Origin of the sequence: Leclercia sp. LSNIH1 (assembly GCF_002902985.1) — a bacterium.
GTDB lineage: Bacteria > Pseudomonadota > Gammaproteobacteria > Enterobacterales > Enterobacteriaceae > Enterobacter.
Window position 1 is genome coordinate 15863 of the sequence record NZ_CP026170.1, and the last position, 19640, is coordinate 35502.

15 protein-coding genes and 9 pseudogenes are annotated in these 19640 nt (G+C 54.1%); 10 read left to right on the forward strand and 14 right to left on the reverse strand.

The genetic code is table 11. The features are described 5' to 3' along the window. Positions 1 to 215 precede the first annotated feature (215 nt). The 3 genes and pseudogenes from C2U54_RS24520 to C2U54_RS24530 form a co-directional block, all read left to right on the forward strand. Positions 216 to 874 (forward strand): annotated as a pseudogene (locus C2U54_RS24520) (transposase); the annotation flags it as partial. Positions 875 to 894: 20 nt separating this feature from the next. Then, positions 895 to 1419, forward strand: coding sequence for a hypothetical protein (locus C2U54_RS24525; protein ID WP_103181175.1), 525 nt, complete (start codon positions 895 to 897; stop codon positions 1417 to 1419). Between the two features lie 14 nt (positions 1420 to 1433). Continuing rightward, positions 1434 to 1697 (forward strand): hypothetical protein, encoded by a 264-nt coding sequence (locus C2U54_RS24530; RefSeq protein WP_139156382.1) that lies wholly within the window; start codon positions 1434 to 1436, stop codon positions 1695 to 1697. Positions 1698 to 1939: 242 nt separating this feature from the next. On the opposite strand, the gene C2U54_RS24535 is transcribed toward C2U54_RS24530, so the two are convergent. Then, positions 1940 to 2434, reverse strand: coding sequence for a PBECR2 nuclease fold domain-containing protein (locus C2U54_RS24535; RefSeq protein ID WP_058663152.1), 495 nt, complete (start codon positions 2432 to 2434; stop codon positions 1940 to 1942). A gap of 46 nt (positions 2435 to 2480) precedes the next feature. Next, positions 2481 to 3026 (reverse strand): hypothetical protein, encoded by a 546-nt coding sequence (locus C2U54_RS24540; RefSeq protein ID WP_103181177.1) that lies wholly within the window; start codon positions 3024 to 3026, stop codon positions 2481 to 2483. Positions 3027 to 3719: 693 nt separating this feature from the next. On the opposite strand from C2U54_RS24540, the gene lacI reads away from it, so the two are divergent. From lacI to C2U54_RS24565, 4 genes and pseudogenes are all read left to right on the forward strand, one after another. Further along, the gene (lacI, locus tag C2U54_RS24550; protein ID WP_016809493.1) at positions 3720 to 4802 is read left to right on the forward strand and encodes a DNA-binding transcriptional repressor LacI; all 1083 of its coding nucleotides are present in this window, start codon (positions 3720 to 3722) and stop codon (positions 4800 to 4802) included. Positions 4803 to 4923: 121 nt separating this feature from the next. Next, positions 4924 to 7998 (forward strand): beta-galactosidase, encoded by a 3075-nt coding sequence (gene lacZ / locus C2U54_RS24555; protein WP_103181178.1) that lies wholly within the window; start codon positions 4924 to 4926, stop codon positions 7996 to 7998. A 51-nt stretch (positions 7999 to 8049) separates the two neighbouring features. Next, positions 8050 to 9303: a lactose permease gene (lacY, locus tag C2U54_RS24560; RefSeq protein ID WP_088221856.1), complete on the forward strand. Its 1254-nt coding sequence runs from the start codon at positions 8050 to 8052 to the stop codon at positions 9301 to 9303. Between the two features lie 65 nt (positions 9304 to 9368). Next, positions 9369 to 9509, forward strand: a pseudogene (locus C2U54_RS24565) (maltose acetyltransferase domain-containing protein); the annotation flags it as partial. A 14-nt stretch (positions 9510 to 9523) separates the two neighbouring features. Here the strand turns inward: C2U54_RS24565 and C2U54_RS24570 are convergent. Both C2U54_RS24570 and C2U54_RS24575 read right to left on the reverse strand, forming a co-directional pair. Next, positions 9524 to 9772, reverse strand: a pseudogene (locus C2U54_RS24570) (IS1 family transposase); the annotation flags it as partial. Positions 9773 to 9804: 32 nt separating this feature from the next. Next, positions 9805 to 10503 (reverse strand): annotated as a pseudogene (locus tag C2U54_RS24575) (Tn3 family transposase); the annotation flags it as partial. Here C2U54_RS24575 and C2U54_RS24580 point away from each other — a divergent pair. After that, positions 10501 to 11847, forward strand: a pseudogene (locus C2U54_RS24580) (Tn3 family transposase); the annotation flags it as partial. The pseudogenes C2U54_RS24575 and C2U54_RS24580 sit on opposite strands and share 3 nt — an antisense overlap. On the opposite strand, the pseudogene C2U54_RS24585 reads toward C2U54_RS24580, so the two are convergent. The 8 genes and pseudogenes from C2U54_RS24585 to C2U54_RS24625 form a co-directional block, all read right to left on the reverse strand. Then, positions 11734 to 12773: pseudogene (locus C2U54_RS24585) on the reverse strand (DUF4158 domain-containing protein). The pseudogenes C2U54_RS24580 and C2U54_RS24585 overlap by 114 nt on opposite strands. A 2-nt stretch (positions 12774 to 12775) precedes the next feature. After that, the gene (locus tag C2U54_RS24590; protein ID WP_004213590.1) at positions 12776 to 13333 is read right to left on the reverse strand and encodes a recombinase family protein; all 558 of its coding nucleotides are present in this window, start codon (positions 13331 to 13333) and stop codon (positions 12776 to 12778) included. 129 nt (positions 13334 to 13462) lie between these two features. Further along, positions 13463 to 13690, reverse strand: a pseudogene (locus tag C2U54_RS24595) (DUF3330 domain-containing protein); the annotation flags it as partial. Positions 13691 to 13740: 50 nt separating this feature from the next. Then, positions 13741 to 13977, reverse strand: coding sequence for a broad-spectrum mercury transporter MerE (gene merE, locus C2U54_RS24605; protein WP_001087807.1), 237 nt, complete (start codon positions 13975 to 13977; stop codon positions 13741 to 13743). Further along, complete coding sequence (gene merD / locus C2U54_RS24610) at positions 13974 to 14339, reverse strand: mercury resistance co-regulator MerD (RefSeq protein ID WP_001277466.1); 366 nt, start codon at positions 14337 to 14339, stop codon at positions 13974 to 13976. Before merD ends, merE begins: the two co-directional genes overlap by 4 nt. A gap of 17 nt (positions 14340 to 14356) precedes the next feature. Then, a complete protein-coding gene (gene merA, locus C2U54_RS24615) occupies positions 14357 to 16042 on the reverse strand; it encodes a mercury(II) reductase (protein ID WP_000209296.1) in 1686 nt (561 codons plus the stop codon). Between the two features lie 38 nt (positions 16043 to 16080). Beyond that, positions 16081 to 16506 carry an organomercurial transporter MerC gene (gene merC, locus C2U54_RS24620; RefSeq protein WP_000522996.1) on the reverse strand — a complete coding sequence of 142 codons (426 nt, stop codon included), beginning with the start codon at positions 16504 to 16506 and terminating at the stop codon, positions 16081 to 16083. 27 nt (positions 16507 to 16533) lie between these two features. Next, a pseudogene (locus tag C2U54_RS24625) lies at positions 16534 to 16698 on the reverse strand (cation transporter); the annotation flags it as partial. Positions 16699 to 16757: 59 nt separating this feature from the next. Between C2U54_RS24625 and C2U54_RS24635 the strand changes: the two are divergent. After that, positions 16758 to 17462 (forward strand): IS6-like element IS26 family transposase, encoded by a 705-nt coding sequence (locus C2U54_RS24635; protein ID WP_103181180.1) that lies wholly within the window; start codon positions 16758 to 16760, stop codon positions 17460 to 17462. A 42-nt stretch (positions 17463 to 17504) separates the two neighbouring features. Here the strand turns inward: C2U54_RS24635 and C2U54_RS24640 are convergent. Continuing rightward, a pseudogene (locus C2U54_RS24640) lies at positions 17505 to 17705 on the reverse strand (efflux RND transporter permease subunit); the annotation flags it as partial. Between the two features lie 175 nt (positions 17706 to 17880). Further along, positions 17881 to 18294 carry a hypothetical protein gene (locus C2U54_RS24645; RefSeq protein ID WP_103181181.1) on the reverse strand — a complete coding sequence of 138 codons (414 nt, stop codon included), beginning with the start codon at positions 18292 to 18294 and terminating at the stop codon, positions 17881 to 17883. A 664-nt stretch (positions 18295 to 18958) separates the two neighbouring features. Between C2U54_RS24645 and C2U54_RS24650 the strand changes: the two genes are divergently transcribed. Then, entirely contained in the window at positions 18959 to 19372 is a 414-nt protein-coding gene (locus C2U54_RS24650) for a hypothetical protein (RefSeq protein WP_130588776.1), read from the forward strand. Positions 19373 to 19640 lie beyond the last annotated feature (268 nt).

A 19640-nucleotide genomic window follows, 5' to 3' on the forward strand; every position in this document is an offset into this window, starting at 1 on the left:
CTAACATCCAACGGAAAGCGGTCACTATCATAAATGGGCGGGAGCATTCATAACAGGCGGTTACTTTCATAACTTGATCACAGATAAGATATCGCTGCGTTCATAAAACTCGGCTCATTTAAACGGCGTAAAGCCCTCAGAATTGAAGTGGTTTACTGAATTTGGCCACCTGAACAGAGGTGATATGCTCACCTCAGAACAACACAGGTGCCATAATGAAAAAAAGAAATTTCAGCGCAGAGTTTAAACGCGAATCCGCTCAACTGGTCGTTGACCAGAATTACACCGTGGCAGATGCAGCCAGCGCTATGGATGTCGGCCTTTCCACAATGACGCGATGGGTGAAACAATTACGTGATGAGCGGCAGGGAAAAACACCAAAAGCCTCCCCCATTACCCCGGAACAAATTGAAATCCGTGAGCTCAGGAAAAAGCTACAACGTATTGAAATGGAAAATGAAATATTAAAAAAGGCTACCGCGCTCTTGATGTCAGACTCCCTGAACAGTTCTCGATAATCGGGAAACTCAGGGCGCGTTATCCTGTGGCCACTCTCTGCCATGTGTTCGGGGTCCATCGCAGCAGCTACAAATACTGGAAAAACCGTCCTGAAAAGCCAGACGGCAGACGGGCTGTATTACGCAGCCAGGTACTTGAACTGCATGGCATCAGCCACGGCTCTGCCGGAGCAAGAAGCATCGCCACAATGGCAACCCAGAGAGGCTACCAGATGGGGCGCTGGCTTGCTGGCAGACTCATGAAAGAGCTGGGGCTGGTCAGTTGCCAGCAGCCGACTCACCGGTATAAGCGTGGCGGTCATGAGCACGTTGCTATCCCGAATCATCTTGAGCGACAGTTCGCCGTACCGTTACCATGCTGTCCCGCCCTGGACGCATGACCGAAACGGAGACGCTGAATGAGTACGCTGTCTCCCGTCTGCGCGCGCCACTTATCGCACTTTATCAGGACCCGGCGCAACGCACCATGCAGGCTGTTCATACGCTTCTGGCACATTCCGGTCTGTACCTGAAAGAGCAGCATGACTGCCTTGTTATCTGTGACGGTTACGATCAGACGCGTACGCCCGTACGCGCTGAACGTGTCTGGCCAGCCCTGACGAAAGCGGTCATGAACAGCTATGAAGGTGGGTGGCAGCCTGTTCCTCATGACATTTTCCGCCAGGTCCCTCCGGCGGAACGTTTTGCCGGCGGAGGACTGAAAGCCCGCCCGGTCAGCGATCGGGAATGGGCAAAACTGCGCACCGGTTCGGGTCCGCAGGGCGCGCTTAAACGTGAGATTTTCTCCGACAAAGAAAGCCTGTGGAGCTATGCGGTACCGGGCAGCACGTCTGTACCGATTACGGCGATCGGGTGGTGTTCAGAAACGGCAGTGATTTTGCGTCCCTTCAGCGTGAGCTAAACCGGGTATCCCCTGTGCTTTTCGCCAGGGACCCGAAGATGGGCTTTGCTCCGGAAGGGAATGACATACAGTTTAACCAGGCGCTTGCTGAGATGGTGGGCTGGTATAATGTGTACCGTGCGGGAGAAGAGGATCAGGTCCGTATCAGCCGACCGGATGTGGACAGAATGCGTGAGCAGTGCGAAGCGTTTTTCCGTAACGCAGAGGCGGAGCAGAATACACCGGCATACATCTCACATGAGCCACGTAACGACTGGAAGCCACCTTCTCCGCGTTAGCATGAGCAGGCGCACTAAACCTCTTTACGCAAGCCATTCATCATGGTTGACACTAACTTATATTAGCGTAATATTATTTTTGAGCGGGAAGCCAACTGCATTAGGGTGCAATAGTTGGTGGATGAACCCCATAGAAGCCCTAACTTCTGTGCCTGGGTGAGACCTCAGCACCTTTAGTCTGAAGGTGTTTAATATAAAAAGACAACATTATTAGCCGCAGTGTTCATCATTGCGGCTTTTTGTTATCTGCAATACAGCAACTTCCCTCTGCGGTGTTTGTTCAGCCCCTTTGCTTCTGTGTGCATAAAGTTCCAGAGAACCTTTCCATCCCAGGGTGCAACAACTACCAGCATTTGCTGCCTCTGCTTGTATGTGCCGATAAAGATATAACGCACCATTTCATCGTCATACATTGTTTCCCATATCTCGTAGGGATGCTCAAGTGTGTCGAGTGCCAGCTTTACGTAACGTTCACGTGCGTCTACGCGCTTCTCCACAATGTGGGCAAGCTTATCGCGTACAATACACATGTTTCCTATATGCGTTGCCTTAATAACTGCAGACATTTCTGGCGAGCTGAAACCCATATGTGCTTCCAGGAACGCCAGGGCTTCTTCAGCTGTACTCCCTGCGACGATCTCTTCTGGTTGATCACGACGTTCTTCAGCTTCAAGGTTCCTGAGGTCTTTCAGGTCCAAATCTTTAAAGGTTGGTAATCCATTGAGAGCTTTAGCCATTCTTATTGTTAAATCCGCCATTTATACGCAGATGAGCAGGATATCATTACACTTCCCGGGTCGCCAGAACAGGCAGACCGAATAACACCGAAGGCAAGGCAGAAGCAGGCATAAGATAATTAAAGAAAAAAGGCCGCGCAAGCGGCCTTTTTTTATCAACGAGAAAGATTCGGCCACTTAACTGAGGCGGAGCCCTGCTGGGTTCGAATAATTGTTGTTTGAGCGATGTCCTGGCCGCTATCTCCGGAAGGCTAATATTACGCAGAATTGCATCTGTAGGTATCATCGCTTCCGGTGCGGCTGTTTCATCAGTCTCAGGTTTGTTGAGCGTGATATAGCGTAAGGTAAGTTCTGCCATGGTTGTGGTTTTGATAACTTCCAGTGCTTCCTCCCACAGACTTTTTTCACGCCCGCGGCGGTCCATGTCATATTCTGTCATCAGGTTGTGCGCTTCCTGGCGGTTGGCCAGCCGCCAGGAAGGTGGCGATCGCTTTCCACGGTTCTCCTCTTGACTTCTTTTTGCGGCGGGATGGTTTTCCGGACGGGGCAGGATTAGGCGAATGGCCTCGGCCTCCGTCCGGGCAACGGCCACGATCCCAACTCCTTCAATAAACCCTTTGGTCGTGTTTGCACTGTGCAGGGGGTAAAAGGGGGCCGCTTGGAAAACGGAAAATATCCTACGTTAAGCCTATTTTTTGAGCTGGCATGACGGGCAGCTATGAGCGAAGTATAGTCATTCGCCCTATCTCTTTTGTCGCACTTTCAACAAGGGGGTCGCTTGGAAAGCGGAACGAGGTCAGTCTCCGCCCGGACTGCTCAGCTCTTTAAACAGCAAAAGAGAGGCATCTTATGAGAAGGGATTGTTCAGTATGTCAGGGCAGACTGCTTTTTCATCCGCAGGTACTGAGGGTAAATGCTCAATTCCGGTACGATTCTTACTCTATAGCCAGACAGAATTCAGCATTGTGCTGAACCCGAATCTTTTTTTACTCTGACAGGCCTGTTCATCAGAACCCTGAAAAAACAATTTTCCCGTTCACATTTTTATTTTCCATGTCCTCATGAGCCCGGCGAAGTGCTTTTGTAGTGGTCATTCAATCCTTGTAACATCAGGATGATCCTGGTGTCAGTGAAAATACGAAATCAACACGTTGGTATCATTACCCACCTGTAAACTGACGTCGGCATTTTGAATCTCACTTCGGCGTGCCCCCTCCGAATGGCGCAAAACATTTCGTGGTATGGCATGATAGCACCCGAAGAGAGTCAATTCAGGGTGGTAAATGTGAAACCAGTAACGCTATACGATGTCGCAGAGTATGCCGGTGTCTCTTATCAGACCGTTTCCCGCGTGATGAACCAGGCCAGCCACGTCTCTGCGAAAACGCGGGAAAAGGTGGAAGCGGCGATGGCGCAGCTGAACTACATTCCCAACCGCGTGGCACAACAACTGGCGGGCAAACAGTCGTTGCTGATTGGCGTTGCTACCTCCAGTCTGGCCCTGCACGCGCCGTCGCAAATTGTCGCGGCGATTAAATCTCGCGCCGATCAACTGGGTGCCAGCGTGGTGGTGTCGATGGTAGAACGAAGCAGCGTCGAAGCCTGTAAAGCGGCGGTACATAACCTTCTCGCGCAACGCGTCAGTGGTCTGATCATTAACTATCCGCTGGATGACGAGGATGCCATTGCTGTGGAAGCTGCCTGCGCTAATGTTCCGGCCCTATTTCTTGATGTCTCTGACCAGACTCCCATCAACAGTATTATTTTTTCCCATGAAGACGGTACGCGACTGGGTGTGGAGCATCTGATCGCATTGGGTCACCAGCAAATCGCGTTGTTAGCCGGTCCATTAAGTTCTGTCTCGGCGCGTCTGCGTCTGGCGGACTGGCATAAATATCTCACACGCAATCAAATTCATCCGATAGCGGAACGGGAAGGCGACTGGAGTGCCATGTCCGGTTTTCAACAAACTATGCAAATGCTGAATGAGGGCATCGTTCCCACTGCGATGCTGGTTGCCAACGATCAGATGGCGCTGGGCGCAATGCGCGCTATTACCGAGTCCGGGCTGCGCGTTGGTGCGGATATCTCGGTAGTGGGATACGACGATACCGAAGACAGCTCGTGTTATATCCCGCCGTTAACCACCATCAAACAGGATTTTCGCCTGCTGGGGAAAACTAGCGTGGACCGCTTGCTGAAACTCTCTCAGGGCCAGGCGGTGAAGAGCAATCAGCTGTTGCCCGTCTCACTGGTGAAAAGAAAAACCACCCTACCGCCCAATACGCAAACCACCTCTCCCCGCACGTTGGCAGATTCCTTAATGCAGCTGGCACGACAAGTTTCCCGACTTGAAAGCGGGCAGTGAGCGCAACGCAATTAATGTGAGTCAGCTCACTCATTAGGCACCCCAGGCTTTACACTCTATGTGTCCGGCTCGTATGTTATGCGAAAATGTGAGCGGATAACAATTCACACAGGATACAACTATGACAATGATTACGGATTCACTGGCCGTCGTATTACAACGTCGTGACTGGGAAAACCCTGGCGTTACCCAACTTAATCGCCTTGCGGCACATCCCCCTTTCGCCAGCTGGCGTAATAGCGAAGAGGCTCGCACCGATCGCCCTTCCCAAGAGTCGCGCAGCCTGAATGGTGAATGGCGCTTTGCCTGGTTCCCGGCACCAGAAGCGGTACCAGAAAGCTGGCTGGAGCGCGATCTTCCTGACGCCGATACTGTCATCGTCCCCTCAAACTGGCAGATGCACGGTTACGATGCGCCTATCTACACCAACGTGACCTATCCCATTGCGGTCAATCCGCCGTATGTTCCCACGGAGAATCCGACGGGTTGTTACTCGCTCACATTTAATATTGATGAAAGCTGGCTACAGGAAGGCCAGACGCGAATTATTTTTGATGGTGTTAACTCGGCGTTTCATTTGTGGTGCAACGGGCGCTGGGTCGGTTACGGACAGGACAGTCGTTTGCCGTCTGAATTTGACCTGAGCGCATTTTTACACGCCGGAGAAAACCGCCTCGCGGTGATGGTGCTGCGCTGGAGTAACGGCAATTATCTGGAAGATCAGGATATGTGGCGGATGAGCGGCATTTTCCGTGACGTCTCGTTGCTGCACAAACCGACCACACAAATCAGCGATTTCCATGTTGTTACTCACTTTAATGATAATTTCAGCCGCGCTGTACTGGAGGCAAAAGTTCAGATGTACGGCGTGCTGCGCGATGAGCTGAGGGTGACGGTTTCTTTGTGGCAGGGTGAAACACAGGTCGCCAGCGGCACCGCGCCTTTCGGCGGTGAAATTATCGATGAGCGTGGCGGTTATGCCAATCGCGTCACGCTACGTCTGAACGTCGAAAACCCGGCGCTGTGGAGCGCCGAAATCCCGAATCTCTACCGTGCGGTGATTGAACTGCACACCGCCGACGGCATGCTGATTGAAGCAGAAGCCTGCGATGTCGGTTTCCGCGAGGTGCGGATTGAAAATGGCCTGCTGCTGCTGAACGGCAAGCCGTTGTTGATTCGCGGTGTTAACCGTCACGAGCATCATCCTCTGCATGGTCAGGTCATGGATGAGCAGACGATGGTGCAGGATATCCTGCTGATGAAGCAGAACAACTTTAACGCCGTGCGCTGTTCGCATTATCCGAATCATCCGCTGTGGTACACGTTGTGCGACCGCTACGGCCTGTACGTGGTGGATGAAGCCAATATTGAAACCCACGGCATGGTGCCAATGAATCGTCTGACCGATGATCCGCTCTGGCTACCCGCGATGAGCGAACGCGTAACGCGAATGGTGCAGCGCGATCGTAATCACCCGAGTGTGATCATCTGGTCGCTGGGGAATGAATCAGGCCACGGTGCTAATCACGATGCGCTCTATCGCTGGATTAAATCTGTCGATCCTTCCCGCCCGGTACAGTATGAAGGCGGCGGAGCCGACACCTCCGCAACCGATATTATTTGCCCGATGTACGCGCGTGTGGATGAAGACCAGCCCTTCCCGGCTGTGCCGAAATGGTCCATCAAAAAATGGCTTTCGCTGCCTGGAGAACTGCGTCCGCTGATCCTTTGCGAATATGCCCACGCAATGGGTAACAGTCTTGGTGGCTTCGCTAAATACTGGCAGGCGTTTCGTCAATACCCCCGTTTACAGGGCGGCTTCGTCTGGGACTGGGTCGATCAATCGCTGATTAAATATGATGAAAACGGCAACCCGTGGTCGGCTTACGGCGGTGATTTTGGCGATACGCCGAACGATCGCCAGTTCTGCATGAACGGTCTGGTCTTTGCAGACCGCACGCCGCATCCAGCGCTGACAGAAGCAAAACACCAGCAGCAGTTTTTCCAGTTCCGTTTATCCGGGCAAACCATCGAAGTGACCAGCGAATACCTGTTCCGTCATAGCGATAACGAGCTCCTGCGCTGGATGGTGGCGCTGGATGGCAAGCTGCTGACAAGCGGTGAAGTGCCTCTGGATGTCGCTCCACAAGGAAAACAGTTGATTGAACTGCCTGAACTACCGCAGCCGGAGAGCACCGGGCAACTCTGGCTAACGGTTCACGTAGTGCAACCGAACGCGACCACATGGTCAGCAGCCGGGCACATCAGCGCCTGGCAGCAATGGCGTCTGGCGGAAAACCTCAGCGTGACACAACCCTCCGCGCCCCACGCCATCCCGCAACTGACCACCAGCGAAACGGATTTTTGCATCGAACTTGGTAATAAGCGTTGGCAATTTAACCGGTTGTCAGGTCTTCTTTCACAAATGTGGATCGGCGATGAAAAACAACTGCTGACGCCGCTGCGCGATCAATTCACCCGTGCACCGCTGGATAATGACATTGGCGTAAGTGAAACGACCCGCATTGACCCTAACGCCTGGGTCGAACGCTGGAAGGCGGCGGGCCATTACCAGGCCGAAGCAGCGTTGTTGCAGTGCACGGCAGATACACTTGCCGACGCGGTGCTGATTACGACCGCCCACGCGTGGCAGCATCAGGGGAAAACCTTATTTATCAGCCGGAAAACTTACCGGATTGATGGTAGTGGTCAAATGGCGATTACCGTTGATGCTGAAGTGGCAAGCGATACGCCGCATCCGGCGCGGATTGGCCTGACCTGCCAGCTGGCGCAGGTCGCAGAGCGAGTAAACTGGCTCGGATTAGGACCGCAAGAAAATTATCCCGACCGTCTTACTGCGGCCTGTTTTGACCGCTGGGACTTGCCATTGTCAGACATGTATACTCCGTACGTTTTCCCGAGCGAAAACGGTCTGCGCTGCGGGACGCGCGAATTGAGTTATGGCCCACACCAGTGGCGCGGCGACTTCCAGTTCAACATCAGCCACTACAGCCAACAACAACTGATGGAAACCAGTCATCGCCATCTGCTGCACGCGGAAGAAGGCACATGGCTGAATATCGACGGTTTCCATATGGGAATTGGTGGCGACGACTCCTGGAGCCCGTCAGTGTCGGTGGAATTCCAGCTGAGCGCCGGTCGCTACCATTACCAGTTGGTCTGGTGTCAAAAATAATAATAACCAGGCAGACCATGTCTGCCCGTATTTTGCGTAAGGAAATCCATTATGTACTATTTAAAAAACACAAACTTTTGGATGTTCGGTTTATTCTTTTTCTTTTACTTTTTTATCATGGGAGCCTACTTCCCGTTTTTCCCGATTTGGCTACATGACATCAACCATATCAGCAAAAGTGATACGGGTATTATTTTTGCCGCTATTTCTCTGTTCTCGATATTATTCCAACCGCTGTTTGGTCTGATTTCTGACAAACTCGGACTGCGAAAATACCTGCTGTGGATTATTACCGGCATGTTAGTGATGTTTGCGCCGTTCTTTATTTTTATCTTCGGGCCACTGTTACAATACAACATTTTAGTAGGAGCGATTGTTGGTGGTATTTATCTTGGCTTTTGTTTTAACGCCGGTGCGCCAGCAGTAGAGGCATTTATCGAGAAAGTCAGCCGTCGTAGTAATTTCGAATTTGGTCGCGCGCGGATGTTTGGCTGTGTTGGCTGGGCGATGTGTGCCTCGATTGTCGGCATCATGTTTACCATCAATAATCAGTTTGTTTTCTGGCTGGGTTCTGGCTGTGCATTCATCCTCGCCGTTTTGCTCTTTTTCGCCAAAACAGATGCGCCCTCTTCCGCCACGGTTGCCAATGCGGTAGGTGCCAACCATTCGGCATTTAGCCTTAAGCTGGCGCTGGAACTGTTCAGACAGCCAAAACTGTGGTTTTTGTCACTGTATGTTATTGGCGTCTCCTGCACCTACGATGTTTTTGACCAACAGTTTGCTAATTTCTTTACTTCTTTTTTTGCCAACGGTGAACAGGGTACGCGGGTATTTGGCTACGTAACGACAATGGGCGAATTACTTAACGCCTCGATTATGTTCTTTGCGCCGCTGATCATTAATCGCATCGGTGGGAAAAACGCCCTGCTGCTGGCAGGCACTATTATGTCAGTACGTATTATTGGCTCATCGTTCGCTACCTCAGCACTGGAAGTGGTTATTCTGAAAACGCTGCATATGTTTGAAGTACCGTTCCTGCTGGTGGGCTGCTTTAAATATATTACCAGCCAGTTTGAAGTGCGTTTTTCAGCGACGATTTATCTGGTCTGTTTCTGCTTCTTTAAGCAACTGGCGATGATTTTTATGTCTATTCTGGCGGGCAATATGTATGAAAGCATCGGTTTCCAGGGCGCTTACCTGGTGCTGGGTCTGGTGGCGCTGGGCTTCACCTTAATTTCCGTGTTCACGCTTAGCGGCCCCGGCCCACTTTCCCTGCTGCGTCGCCAGGTGAATGAAGTCGCTTAAGAAATTAATGTCGGATACGGCGCGAGCGCCTTATCCGACCAACTTATCAGGACGGAATGTTAAAAATGAACATGTCGATGACAGAAAAAATAAAAGCAGGCAAGCTATTTACCGATATGTGCGAAGGCTTACCTGAAAAAAGACTTCGTGGGAAAACATTAATGTATGAGTTCAATCACTCGCTTCCATCAGAAGTTGAAAAAAGGGTAATGACTCCAACTTATTGATAGTGTTTTATGTTCAGATAATGCCCGATGACTTTGTCATGCAGCTCCACCGATTTTGAGAGCGACAGCGACTTCCGTCCCAGCCGTGCCAGGTGCTGCCTCAGATTCAGGTTATGCCGCTCAATTCGCTGCGTATATCGCTTGCTGATTACGTGCAGCTTTCCCTTCAGGCGGGATTCATACAGCGGCCAGCCATCCGTCATCCATATCACCACGTCAAAGGGTGACAGCAGGCTCATAAGGGATCGTCTCAGAAAACGGAAAATAAAGCACGTTAAGCCGGTGGCAGTGGTCGCAACGGTCTGAACTTGCCTGCGCCGACCTTGGTGCTGCTGCGCCAGAGGTAATCGCCGGTCAGATTGATGTGTTCCCACCCCAGCGGTGACAGGTATTGAAACAGCGTCTCGTCTACCGGTTTGCCGTGCCCGTTCAAAGCATTGGTTGCCCGTTCCAGATAGGCCGTGTTCCAAAGCACGATGGCCGCCGTTACCAGATTGAGGCCGCTGGCCCGGTAGCGTTGTTGCTCAAAACTGCGGTCGCGGATTTCGCCCAGTCGGTTGAAGAACACCGCCCTGGCCAGCGCGTTGCGCGCCTCGCCTTTGTTGAGTCCGGCCTGCACGCGGCGGCGCAGCTCCACGCTTTGCAGCCAATCCAGTATGAACAACGTGCGCTCAATGCGCCCCAGCTCGCGCAGTGCAACGGCCAGTCCGTTCTGACGCGGATAGCTGCCGAGCTTGCGCAACATCAGCGAGGCCGTCACCGTACCCTGCTTGATCGAAGTGGCGAACCGCAAGATTTCATCCCAATGGGCGCGTATCTGCTTGATGTTCAGCCGGTCGCTGCTAATCATCGGCTTGAGCGCGTCATAGGCGGCATCGCCCTTTGGGATGAATAGCTTGGTGTCGCCCAGGTCTCGGATACGTGGCGCGAATCGGAAGCCCAGTAGGTGCATCAGGCCGAAGACATGATCGGTAAGGCGATCAATGACAAGGTGCGGATGTATGGCCGCATCGGCCAAGCCTTGCTGGAAGCCAAACAGAGCGGCGGCGATCCGTTCGCCGCCATCGAGGCCGTAATGCCGTGGGATACCTTCGCCGCCAGCGTCACGGAGGCGCAAAAGCTCGCGCAGCCGGAGAGCTTCGACTTTCTGCATCGCATCGGTGAAAGCTACGCCACGTTGCGCCGCTACGCGCCGCAGTTCCTGGACGTACTTAAGTTACGGGCGGCACCAGCCGCCAAGGGCGTACTCGATGCCATCGAGGTGCTTCGCGGCATGAACAGCGACAACGCCCGCAAGGTGCCCGCCGACGCGCCGACCGCATTCATCAAGCCACGCTGGGCGAAACTGGTGCTCACGGACGATGGCATTGACCGGCGCTACTACGAGCTGTGCGCCCTGTCAGAGCTAAAGAACGCGCTGCGATCAGGCGATGTCTGGGTGCAGGGTTCGCGCCAGTTCAAGGACTTTGATGAGTACCTGGTGCCGGCCGAGAAGTTCGCTACTCTGAAGCTGGCCAACGAATTGTCGCTGGCAGTGGCCACCGATTGCGATCAGTATTTGCACGACCGACTGGCATTGCTGGAACAGCAGCTTGCCACCGTCAACCGCATGGCGGCGGCCAATGATCTGCCGGATGCCATCATTACCGAGTCCGGCCTGAAGATCACGCCGCTGGACGCGGCGGTGCCGGAGACCGCACAAGCCCTAATCGACCAGTCGGCGATGCTGCTGCCACACGTCAAGATTACCGAACTGCTGATGGAAGTTGATGAGTGGACAGGCTTCACCCGGCATTTCACGCATCTGAAGACCGGCGACACGGCCAAGGACAAAACCTTGCTGCTGACGACGATCCTGGCTGATGGCATCAATCTCGGGCTAACCAAGATGGCCGAGTCCTGCCCAGGCACGACTTACGCCAAGCTGTCGTGGCTGCAAGCCTGGCACATCCGGGATGAAACGTACTCAACGGCGCTGGCCGAACTGGTCAACGCGCAGTTCCGGCAATCCTTTGCCGGAAACTGGGGCGATGGCACCACGTCATCGTCGGATGGCCAAAATTTCAGAACCGGCAGCAAAGCGGAGAGCACCGGGCATATCAACCCGAAGTATGGAAGCAGTCCAGGCCGGACGTTTTATACCCATATCTCCGACCAGTACGCGCCCTTCAGCACCAAGGTAGTCAACGTCGGCGTGCGTGATTCAACCTATGTGCTCGATGGCCTGCTGTACCACGAGTCGGACTTGCGGATCGAGGAGCACTACACCGACACAGCGGGCTTTGCCGGAAGCCTGAAACTGCTGCTGATGCTTGTTCTTGGCGGCGTTGAATAGTTTGCCAATGATGCGGTCGTGCAGGTCGATGATTTCGTCGGTGACGGTGGCCATACCTTCAATGGCCAGCGAAACCAGAGTGGCATAGCGTCGTTGCATCTCGAACTTTGCCAGATCGGCAGGCGTCATCTGCCCACCCTCACGGGCGATCTTGAGCAGGCGGTTCTGGTGAACTTGTCGCTCGATGCCTGCGGGAAGGTCAAGCGCCTGCCAAGCCTTGAGGCGCTCGATGTGTTCAAGCATATGCCGAGAGTTCGGCTTGACGGGCGACTGGCGCAGCCATGCCAGCCACGTCAATTTGCTGCCGTCCTTGCGCTTGAGAAGTTCGTCCAGGCGCTGACGGTGGAGCGATAACAAAGAATCGGTCAACGCCGCGTAAATACGCCGGTTGGCACGGGTGATGGCCTCGGCGCTCGCGCGCTCGATGGCATTCATGGCGGGCAGGATGATGCTCTGCCGCCGCAGGTTTTCGACAAGGGTGCTGGCCAGCACAATCCCTTTATCGGTCTGCAAGGCCAGCTCGGTCAATGTATGCACGGCTGCCGGTAGTGACTCATGGTGAAGGGCTTGAACCCGAACACCGTTTGCAGCTCGACCAAGTGCTCCCGCCGCGTCTGCTCGCGCTGGCCGTAATCGTTCCAACTTTCCACCGGCACCTTGAGTTGTGCGGCCACCATGCGCAACAGGGGCGGAAACGGAGGCTCATCGATGCCCAAGAAGATGCCAGGGAATCGCAAGTAGCAAAGCTGCACGGCGAAGCCCAATCGATTCGCAGCGCCGCGACGCTGGCGGATCACCGATAGGTCGGTTTCGTTGAACGTGTAGTGCCGTATCAGTTCGTCTTTGGCATCTGGTAGTGCCAGCAGGCTTTCGCGCTCGGTGGCGGACAGGATTGAGCGGCGCGGCATGATCAGTCTTCCCGCAGGTACTGGTACAAGGTTTCGCGACTGATGCCGAAGTCACGGGCCACCAAGGTTTTTTGATCGCCTGCCGCGACTCGCTGTTTCAACTTGGCAATTTGTTCGCTGTTCAGCGATTTCTTTCGTCCCCGGTAGGCACCGCGCTGCTTGGCCAGCACGATTCCCTCGCGCTGGCGTTCGCGGATCAGTGCGCGCTCGAACTCCGCAAAAGCCCCCATGACCGACAGCATCAAATTGGCCATCGGTGAGTCATCGCCGGTGAACGCCAGCCCTTCTTTGACAAACTCCATCCGCACGCCCCGTTGTGTCAGCCCCTGAACGATGCGGCGCAGGTCATCGAGATTGCGTGCCAACCTGTCCATGCTGTGCACCACCACGGTGTCGCCCTCGCGCACAAAGGCCAGCAGCCTTTCAAGTTCGGGACGTTGCGTGTCCTTGCCGGAAGCCTTATCGGTGAATACCTTACCGACTTCGATTTGCTCCAGTTGCCGATCAGGGTTCTGGTCGAAGCTGCTGACGCGGATATAGCCAATGCGTTGACCTTGCAAGGTGCCTCCAAAGGTAAAAGTGTCAGGATGAAATCCATTACCCTTGGCGGCTTGTGTCAATAAATACAAACTACAACTCTATTCTGACGTGCTTTGCGCCAAGCATCTGACATCAGGTTAGGGTATGCCTCAATCTGACGGCTGCGAACCGCCAGGGACAGGCGCAATGTCAGATTCTGTCGCGGCCTTGGCGCGTGCCTGGAAGCGTTCATAGCAATCCAGCCCGCAGAAATGTTCGACGTATTCCGCGCCTTCCGGGGTGAAGGCGGCATCGAGCGGAATTTCTTTGCAGCATACGCAGCAGGTGGTGCAACTGGCAGTGTTCGGGGCGTTTGCGTTCATGGTGGTACTCCTCCAGATTGGTAGCGAAGCTCAAAGCTGCCCACTCTCGGCTGGCTGGGAAGCGGTCATGATCTTCCCTTGAAGGCCCGCAGCAGCCGCGTCACAGACAGGACAAACAAGCCGGTCAGCGTGAGGGCTGCAATACCCCAGTGCTCCCCGATGAACGCGCCGGCCGTCGTGCCGGCTAGCACAATGGCGAGAATCGGCAAATGGCAGGGACAGGTGAGCACGGCCAGCGCGCCCCACAAGTAGCCGGTGATCGGTTTGTGCGTCTCAGACGGCAAGTGCTCTGGGCTGTTCATGGCAGACTCTCCGCGTGCTGTGCCGGTTCGGTTGGCATGGCGGCCAGTTGCATTTCGAGGCTGGCCAGGGCCTCGCGCCGACGCTCGACGAGTTGCCGCAACACGGCAAGCTGCGCAGACGCACCGTCACCGTCCGCAGCATCCAGCGCCCGGCACAGCCGCGCCAGTGCGTCCAGGCCGATACCCGCTTCGAAGGCAGCCCGTACAAAGCGCAGCCGTTGCAACGCGGTGTCATCGAACAAGCCGTAGCCGCCCGTGGTGTACGCGACCGGCCGTAGCAATCCGCGCAGCAGGTAGTCGCGCACGATATGCACGCTCACCCCGGCATCAAGGGCCAGCCGGGACACTGTGTAGGCGCTCATTGAACACCTCCTTTTCCTCATCCGGCGCAGCACGAAAGCTGCTTCACGTCCTTGCTGAAGGTCTGCGCCGCGAGCTTCAGCCCTTCGACCATGGTCAGGTAGGGGAACAATTGGTCGGCCAGTTCCTGCACGGTCATACGGTTGCGAATGGCGAGCACCGCCGTCTGGATCAGTTCACCCGCTTCCGGGGCCACCGCTTGCACGCCGATGAGCCGTCCGCTACCTTCCTCGATGACCAGCTTGATGAAGCCGCGTGTGTCGAAGTTGGCAAGCGCACGCGGCACGTTATCCAGTGTTAGCAGGCGACTGTCGGTCTCGATCCCGTCGTGATGTGCTTCCGCCTCGCTGTAGCCCACGGTGGCGACCTGCGGGTCGGTGAACACCACGGCCGGCATTGCGGTCAGGTCCAGGGCCGCATCGCCGCCAGTCATGTTGATCGCCGCACGAGTGCCGGCCGCTGCCGCCACATAGACGAACTGCGGCTGGTCGGTGCAGTCGCCGGCCGCGTAGATGTTCGGGCTACTGGTGCGCATGCCCTTGTCGATGACGATGGCCCCCTGCGCATTGACGGCTACCCCCGCCGCTTCCAATGCCAGGCTGCGCGTGTTCGGTGTCCGGCCGGTGGCGACCAGCAGCTTGTCGGCGCGCAATTCACCGTGCGTGGTGGTCAGCACGAATTCACCGTCCATATGGGCGACCTGGCTGGCTTGCGTGTGCTCCAGCACCTCGATGCCCTCGGCACGGAAAGCGGCTGTCACCGCCTCGCCGATGGCCGGGTCTTCACGGAAGAACAAGGTATTGCGCGCCAGGGCCGTGACCTTGCTGCCCAGCCGGGCAAAGGCTTGCGCCAGCTCCAGCGCCACCACCGACGAGCCGATTACGGCAAGGCGTTCGGGAATGGTGTCGCTCGCCAGGGCCTCGGTGGAAGTCCAGTAGGGTGACTCTTTCAAGCCCGGAATCGGCGGGACCGCCGGGCTGGCACCCGTGGCGACCAGGCAGCGGTCGAACATCACGACGCGCTCGCCACCCTCGTTCAAACTAACGATAAGGCTCTGGTCGTCCTTGAAACGCGCTTCACCGTGCAGAACGGTGATGGCTGAATTGCCGTCCAGGATGCCTTCGTACTTGGCATGACGGAGTTCTTCGACACGGGCCTGCTGCTGGGCCAGCAGCCGCTCGCGCAAGATCGTCGGCGGTGTGGGTGGCATGCCGCCGTCGAATGGGCTTTCCCGGCGCAGATGGGCGATGTGGGCGGCGCGGATCATGATCTTGGACGGCACACAACCGACGTTGACGCAGGTGCCGCCGATGGTGCCGCGCTCAATCAGCGTGACCTGCGCGCCTTGCTCGACGGCCTTCAGTGCTGCCGCCATCGCGGCTCCACCGCTACCAATGACGACGACCTGCAACGGGCGTTCGTTGCCACTGGGCTTATCAGCGGCCCCTATCCAGCCGCGCATCTTGTCGAGCAGGCCGGCGCGGTTGTCCGTCGGTGGCGCATCGGCAAGCGTTGCCTCGTAGCCCAGTCCGGCCACGGCGGTAGTCAGCGCATCCGATGACGTGCCCGCCTCAATGGCGAGTTGCGCTGTGCCCTTCGGATAGGACACCAGCGCCGATTGCACGCCGGGCACTTTCTCCAAGGCTTCCTTGACGTGAGCCGCGCACGAGTCGCAGGTCATCCCGGTGATTTTCAGGGTGGTCATGTATTTTTCCTTTTCTGTGGTGGCTACGGCTGTTGCCGTCAGCCACGTTGTTCTGGCAATTCACAGCTGTCCGGCCCGCAGCGGCGATGTGCTGGCGAGATGAAATCCCAGACCGACACCCCAACCATCAAGGCCAGGCCGACATAGAGCAGTCCACCGCTCTGCCAGCCGTAAGCCCGCATTAAAAACACCGCTGCCAGCACCAAGATCGGGCCTATCGTGCCGAGCGCCGTGCGTCGCCACTGTCGATGATTGAGCCAAGCGATAGCATTGGCGAGTAACGCGATGCCGGCGAACATCGGCAGCAGGATGCCAATGAATAGCCCCTCGTACTGGCTCAAGAAGCCCAGTCCGATGGCCGCGCCAAAGCTGGCGATGGCAGGAAAACAGGCGGCGCAGCCCATCGCGGAAACGACGCTGCCGAGCGCGCCGGTTTTGCCAGCGATGCGCGTGATGAGTCCCATGTGTCGCTCCCGAGTTCGGTTAACGGATCAGCGTTTGAGGCTGGACGGATAGCCCGCGTCCTCGGTCGCCTTGGTCAACTTCTGGACGTTGGTCTTGGCATCGTCGAAGGTGACGACGGCCTGGCGCTTGTCGAAACTTACGTCGGTCTTGCTCACGCCCTCAACCTTGGAAAGCGCGTGCTTGACAGGGCACTGTTGCAAATAGTCGGTGGTGATAAACTTATCATCCCCTTTTGCTGATGGAGCTGCACATGAACCCATTCAAAGGCCGGCATTTTCAGCGTGACATCATTCTGTGGGCCGTACGCTGGTACTGCAAATACGGCATCAGTTACCGTGAGCTGCAGGAGATGCTGGCTGAACGCGGAGTGAATGTCGATCACTCCACGATTTACCGCTGGGTTCAGCGTTATGCGCCTGAAATGGAAAAACGGCTGCGCTGGCACTGGCGTAACCCTTCCGATCTTTGCCCGTGGCACATGGATGAAACCTACGTGAAGGTCAATGGCCGCTGGGCGTATCTGTACCGGGCCGTCGACAGCCGGGGCCGCACTGTCGATTTTTATCTCTCCTCCCGTCGTAACAGCAAAGCTGCATACCGGTTTCTGGGTAAAATCCTCAACAACGTGAAGAAGTGGCAGATCCCGCGATTCATCAACACGGATAAAGCGCCCGCCTATGGTCGCGCGCTTGCTCTGCTCAAACGCGAAGGCCGGTGCCCGTCTGACGTTGAACACCGACAGATTAAGTACCGGAACAACGTGATTGAATGCGATCATGGCAAACTGAAACGGATAATCGGCGCCACGCTGGGATTTAAATCCATGAAGACGGCTTACGCCACCATCAAAGGTATTGAGGTGATGCGTGCACTACGCAAAGGCCAGGCCTCAGCATTTTATTATGGTGATCCCCTGGGCGAAATGCGCCTGGTAAGCAGAGTTTTTGAAATGTAAGGCCTTTGAATAAGACAAAAGGCTGCCTCATCGCTAACTTTGCAACAGTGCCACCGAGAGCACAATAAGACCCGGAAGCTGTGATGCGGACTCCCTTTCCTGTAACGAACTTCCCGCCCACTCACCGGCGAACCCCGGTGGTAAGTGCTTAGCCAGCTTGTCCATTGCCGCCATTGCGGTACCCGACGATTTTCCCTGTGCGGCACTCCCGGTAATGCGTATGGCAGGATACCGGTAAAATCTTTATCAATACTCTGCACCACGCCCTTGACCTCAACCTTTCGGCCACCAATCTTGTCATCCGCTGCAACTTCGTTTTCATCGTAGAATGCGGTTAAAGCTTTAGCCGTAGTTCTTTAAACACTACCATCAGAGTCATCACTACCGGCGTTAGCCTTAACGGATTGCTTCGGACCATTTAAGGCTGCGGTAAACTAAGAAATGACGCTCTTATTTCTGTATAACTGACGAACTCAGTGCAGGAATGAGGTTCGGTTTTGTCTTTAGCGACAACTTTACCTTTTTCATGAATCATCATGCCTGCATCCGTACCGAGGATAATGGTGTCATGAATAATTGAATATGCAGGGGTTCCTTTCTCCATGCCCTGTGTGGCTTGCGCTAATACTCCTTTGGTTGATTGTTCACTCGGTTCTTTGGCGTTGATTTCACCTTTTATCGCCAGCTCACAGGTTGTAATGAATCGCGTTCGGATATAGGCTGCGGCGGAGTTATTATAGTGCTGCAGATTCCAGGTGCTACGGGATGCTTGTTGGCCAGCAATCACAGAAAAAGAGAAAACGATGAAGGACAGCGCTAACGTTTTTTTCATTTCCATTCTAGAGAAAAATAAAAATAAAAATAAAAATAAAAACAAAAACAGGCGGCTTAAGAGGCGAGTTAACTCACGGTGGCTTTGGCGTTTATTGGATGCGGGTTTAAAGGTTCATTACTCGGTCAGACTTTGCCGTCGCACCAGAGAGTAGAATATGCTCCCTTGTATTCAGGTCGATACCGATAATTGACGGTGAAAATTCTCCCGTTGTGTCGTACTGAAGACCATAGTATCGGTTCGGTGTATCAGTTTCACTATCAACTCGTGATTTTACGTTGATAAACACTACGTGGATAGAAGGCAGATCCTTTTCACTTGCTGCTATTCTGATAGCTTCTATATGGGCGATATTCCGTTTAAACGTATCCTGTAACTTAAGCCGCCGTTTATCCGGAAATTTAGCCCATATTGAGTCGTTAATATCACCTTTAAGCGTCCCAGCGTAGTTTCTTTTTTCTAATAAATAAATGCCGTGGGCATAAATAGCACATGAAAAACATGAGTGGTTTGCCTGCTTTTATGGGTAATGTCAGGTCACGTAGCAGAATGACACTATCTCCCTTCAGTAACGTACTAGGTATTTGACTTTTTTGCAACCGTCTAATTGTTGGATATCAAGGTCAGAATACAAAGAATATTAGCTGTCGGCAGGAAAATGACAGTGACGCCAGCGATGTTGGCTATTTCGAAATCCATTTATCATCCCAGATGGTGGATGCTTGTGGATTACAATCTACTGCCCAGTTTTTCTGCATCTTATTTTAGCACATCTGTAGCTGAAATTACAGACTTGTTATACGCCTTTCAGGTTATACGCCTTTCAGAGCGCCCGGTAATTGCAGATCTCTCTACCTTCAGCGGCTATGTTACCAAGGCTTCTGAATTTCTCATCCTGATGTGCTTCGTAGCGCCTGATTTACAAGTTTCTCATGTTCTCCTCCTGTATCCGAATAGTCTACACAAAGGATTTAATCCACTATACCAGACAGGGGAAGATTTTAGACAACACCCATACGTGTTTTGCCAGAATGCACAAAATAGTTTTAAGGTGTTTAAGCGCAGCGCCGATGCTTGATAGGCAGTGATAGGGATTGAGAATGTGGAATGGACGAATAATGGCATGAAAAAAAGTTACTTTTTACGTACCCTGTATATCCGTGAAAGTTTGATTAATACTTGTAACACTTTTACTCAAAAAGTTGAACACGGTCGATTTTTCCATGTTTAACTTTTTATAAAAAAGTTGAACATAAGAATCCACTCCATGTTTAACTTTTTATAAAAAAGATGAACATAAGATTTCACTCCATGTTTAACTTTTTATAAAAAAGTTGAACATCAGA

Coding starts and splice junctions, on each gene's coding strand:
- C2U54_RS24525 (WP_103181175.1), top strand. CDS start 895: ATGACCGAAACGGAGACGCTGAATGAGTACGCTGTCTCCCGTCTGCGC.
- C2U54_RS24535 (WP_058663152.1), bottom strand. CDS start 2,434: ATGGCTAAAGCTCTCAATGGATTACCAACCTTTAAAGATTTGGACCTG.
- lacZ (WP_103181178.1), top strand. CDS start 4,924: ATGACAATGATTACGGATTCACTGGCCGTCGTATTACAACGTCGTGAC.
- lacY (WP_088221856.1), top strand. CDS start 8,050: ATGTACTATTTAAAAAACACAAACTTTTGGATGTTCGGTTTATTCTTT.
- merE (WP_001087807.1), bottom strand. CDS start 13,977: ATGAACAGCCCAGAGCACTTGCCGTCTGAGACGCACAAACCGATCACC.
- merD (WP_001277466.1), bottom strand. CDS start 14,339: ATGAGCGCCTACACAGTGTCCCGGCTGGCCCTTGATGCCGGGGTGAGC.
- merA (WP_000209296.1), bottom strand. CDS start 16,042: ATGACCACCCTGAAAATCACCGGGATGACCTGCGACTCGTGCGCGGCT.
- merC (WP_000522996.1), bottom strand. CDS start 16,506: ATGGGACTCATCACGCGCATCGCTGGCAAAACCGGCGCGCTCGGCAGC.
- C2U54_RS24635 (WP_103181180.1), top strand. CDS start 16,758: ATGAACCCATTCAAAGGCCGGCATTTTCAGCGTGACATCATTCTGTGG.
- C2U54_RS24645 (WP_103181181.1), bottom strand. CDS start 18,294: ATGAAAAAAACGTTAGCGCTGTCCTTCATCGTTTTCTCTTTTTCTGTG.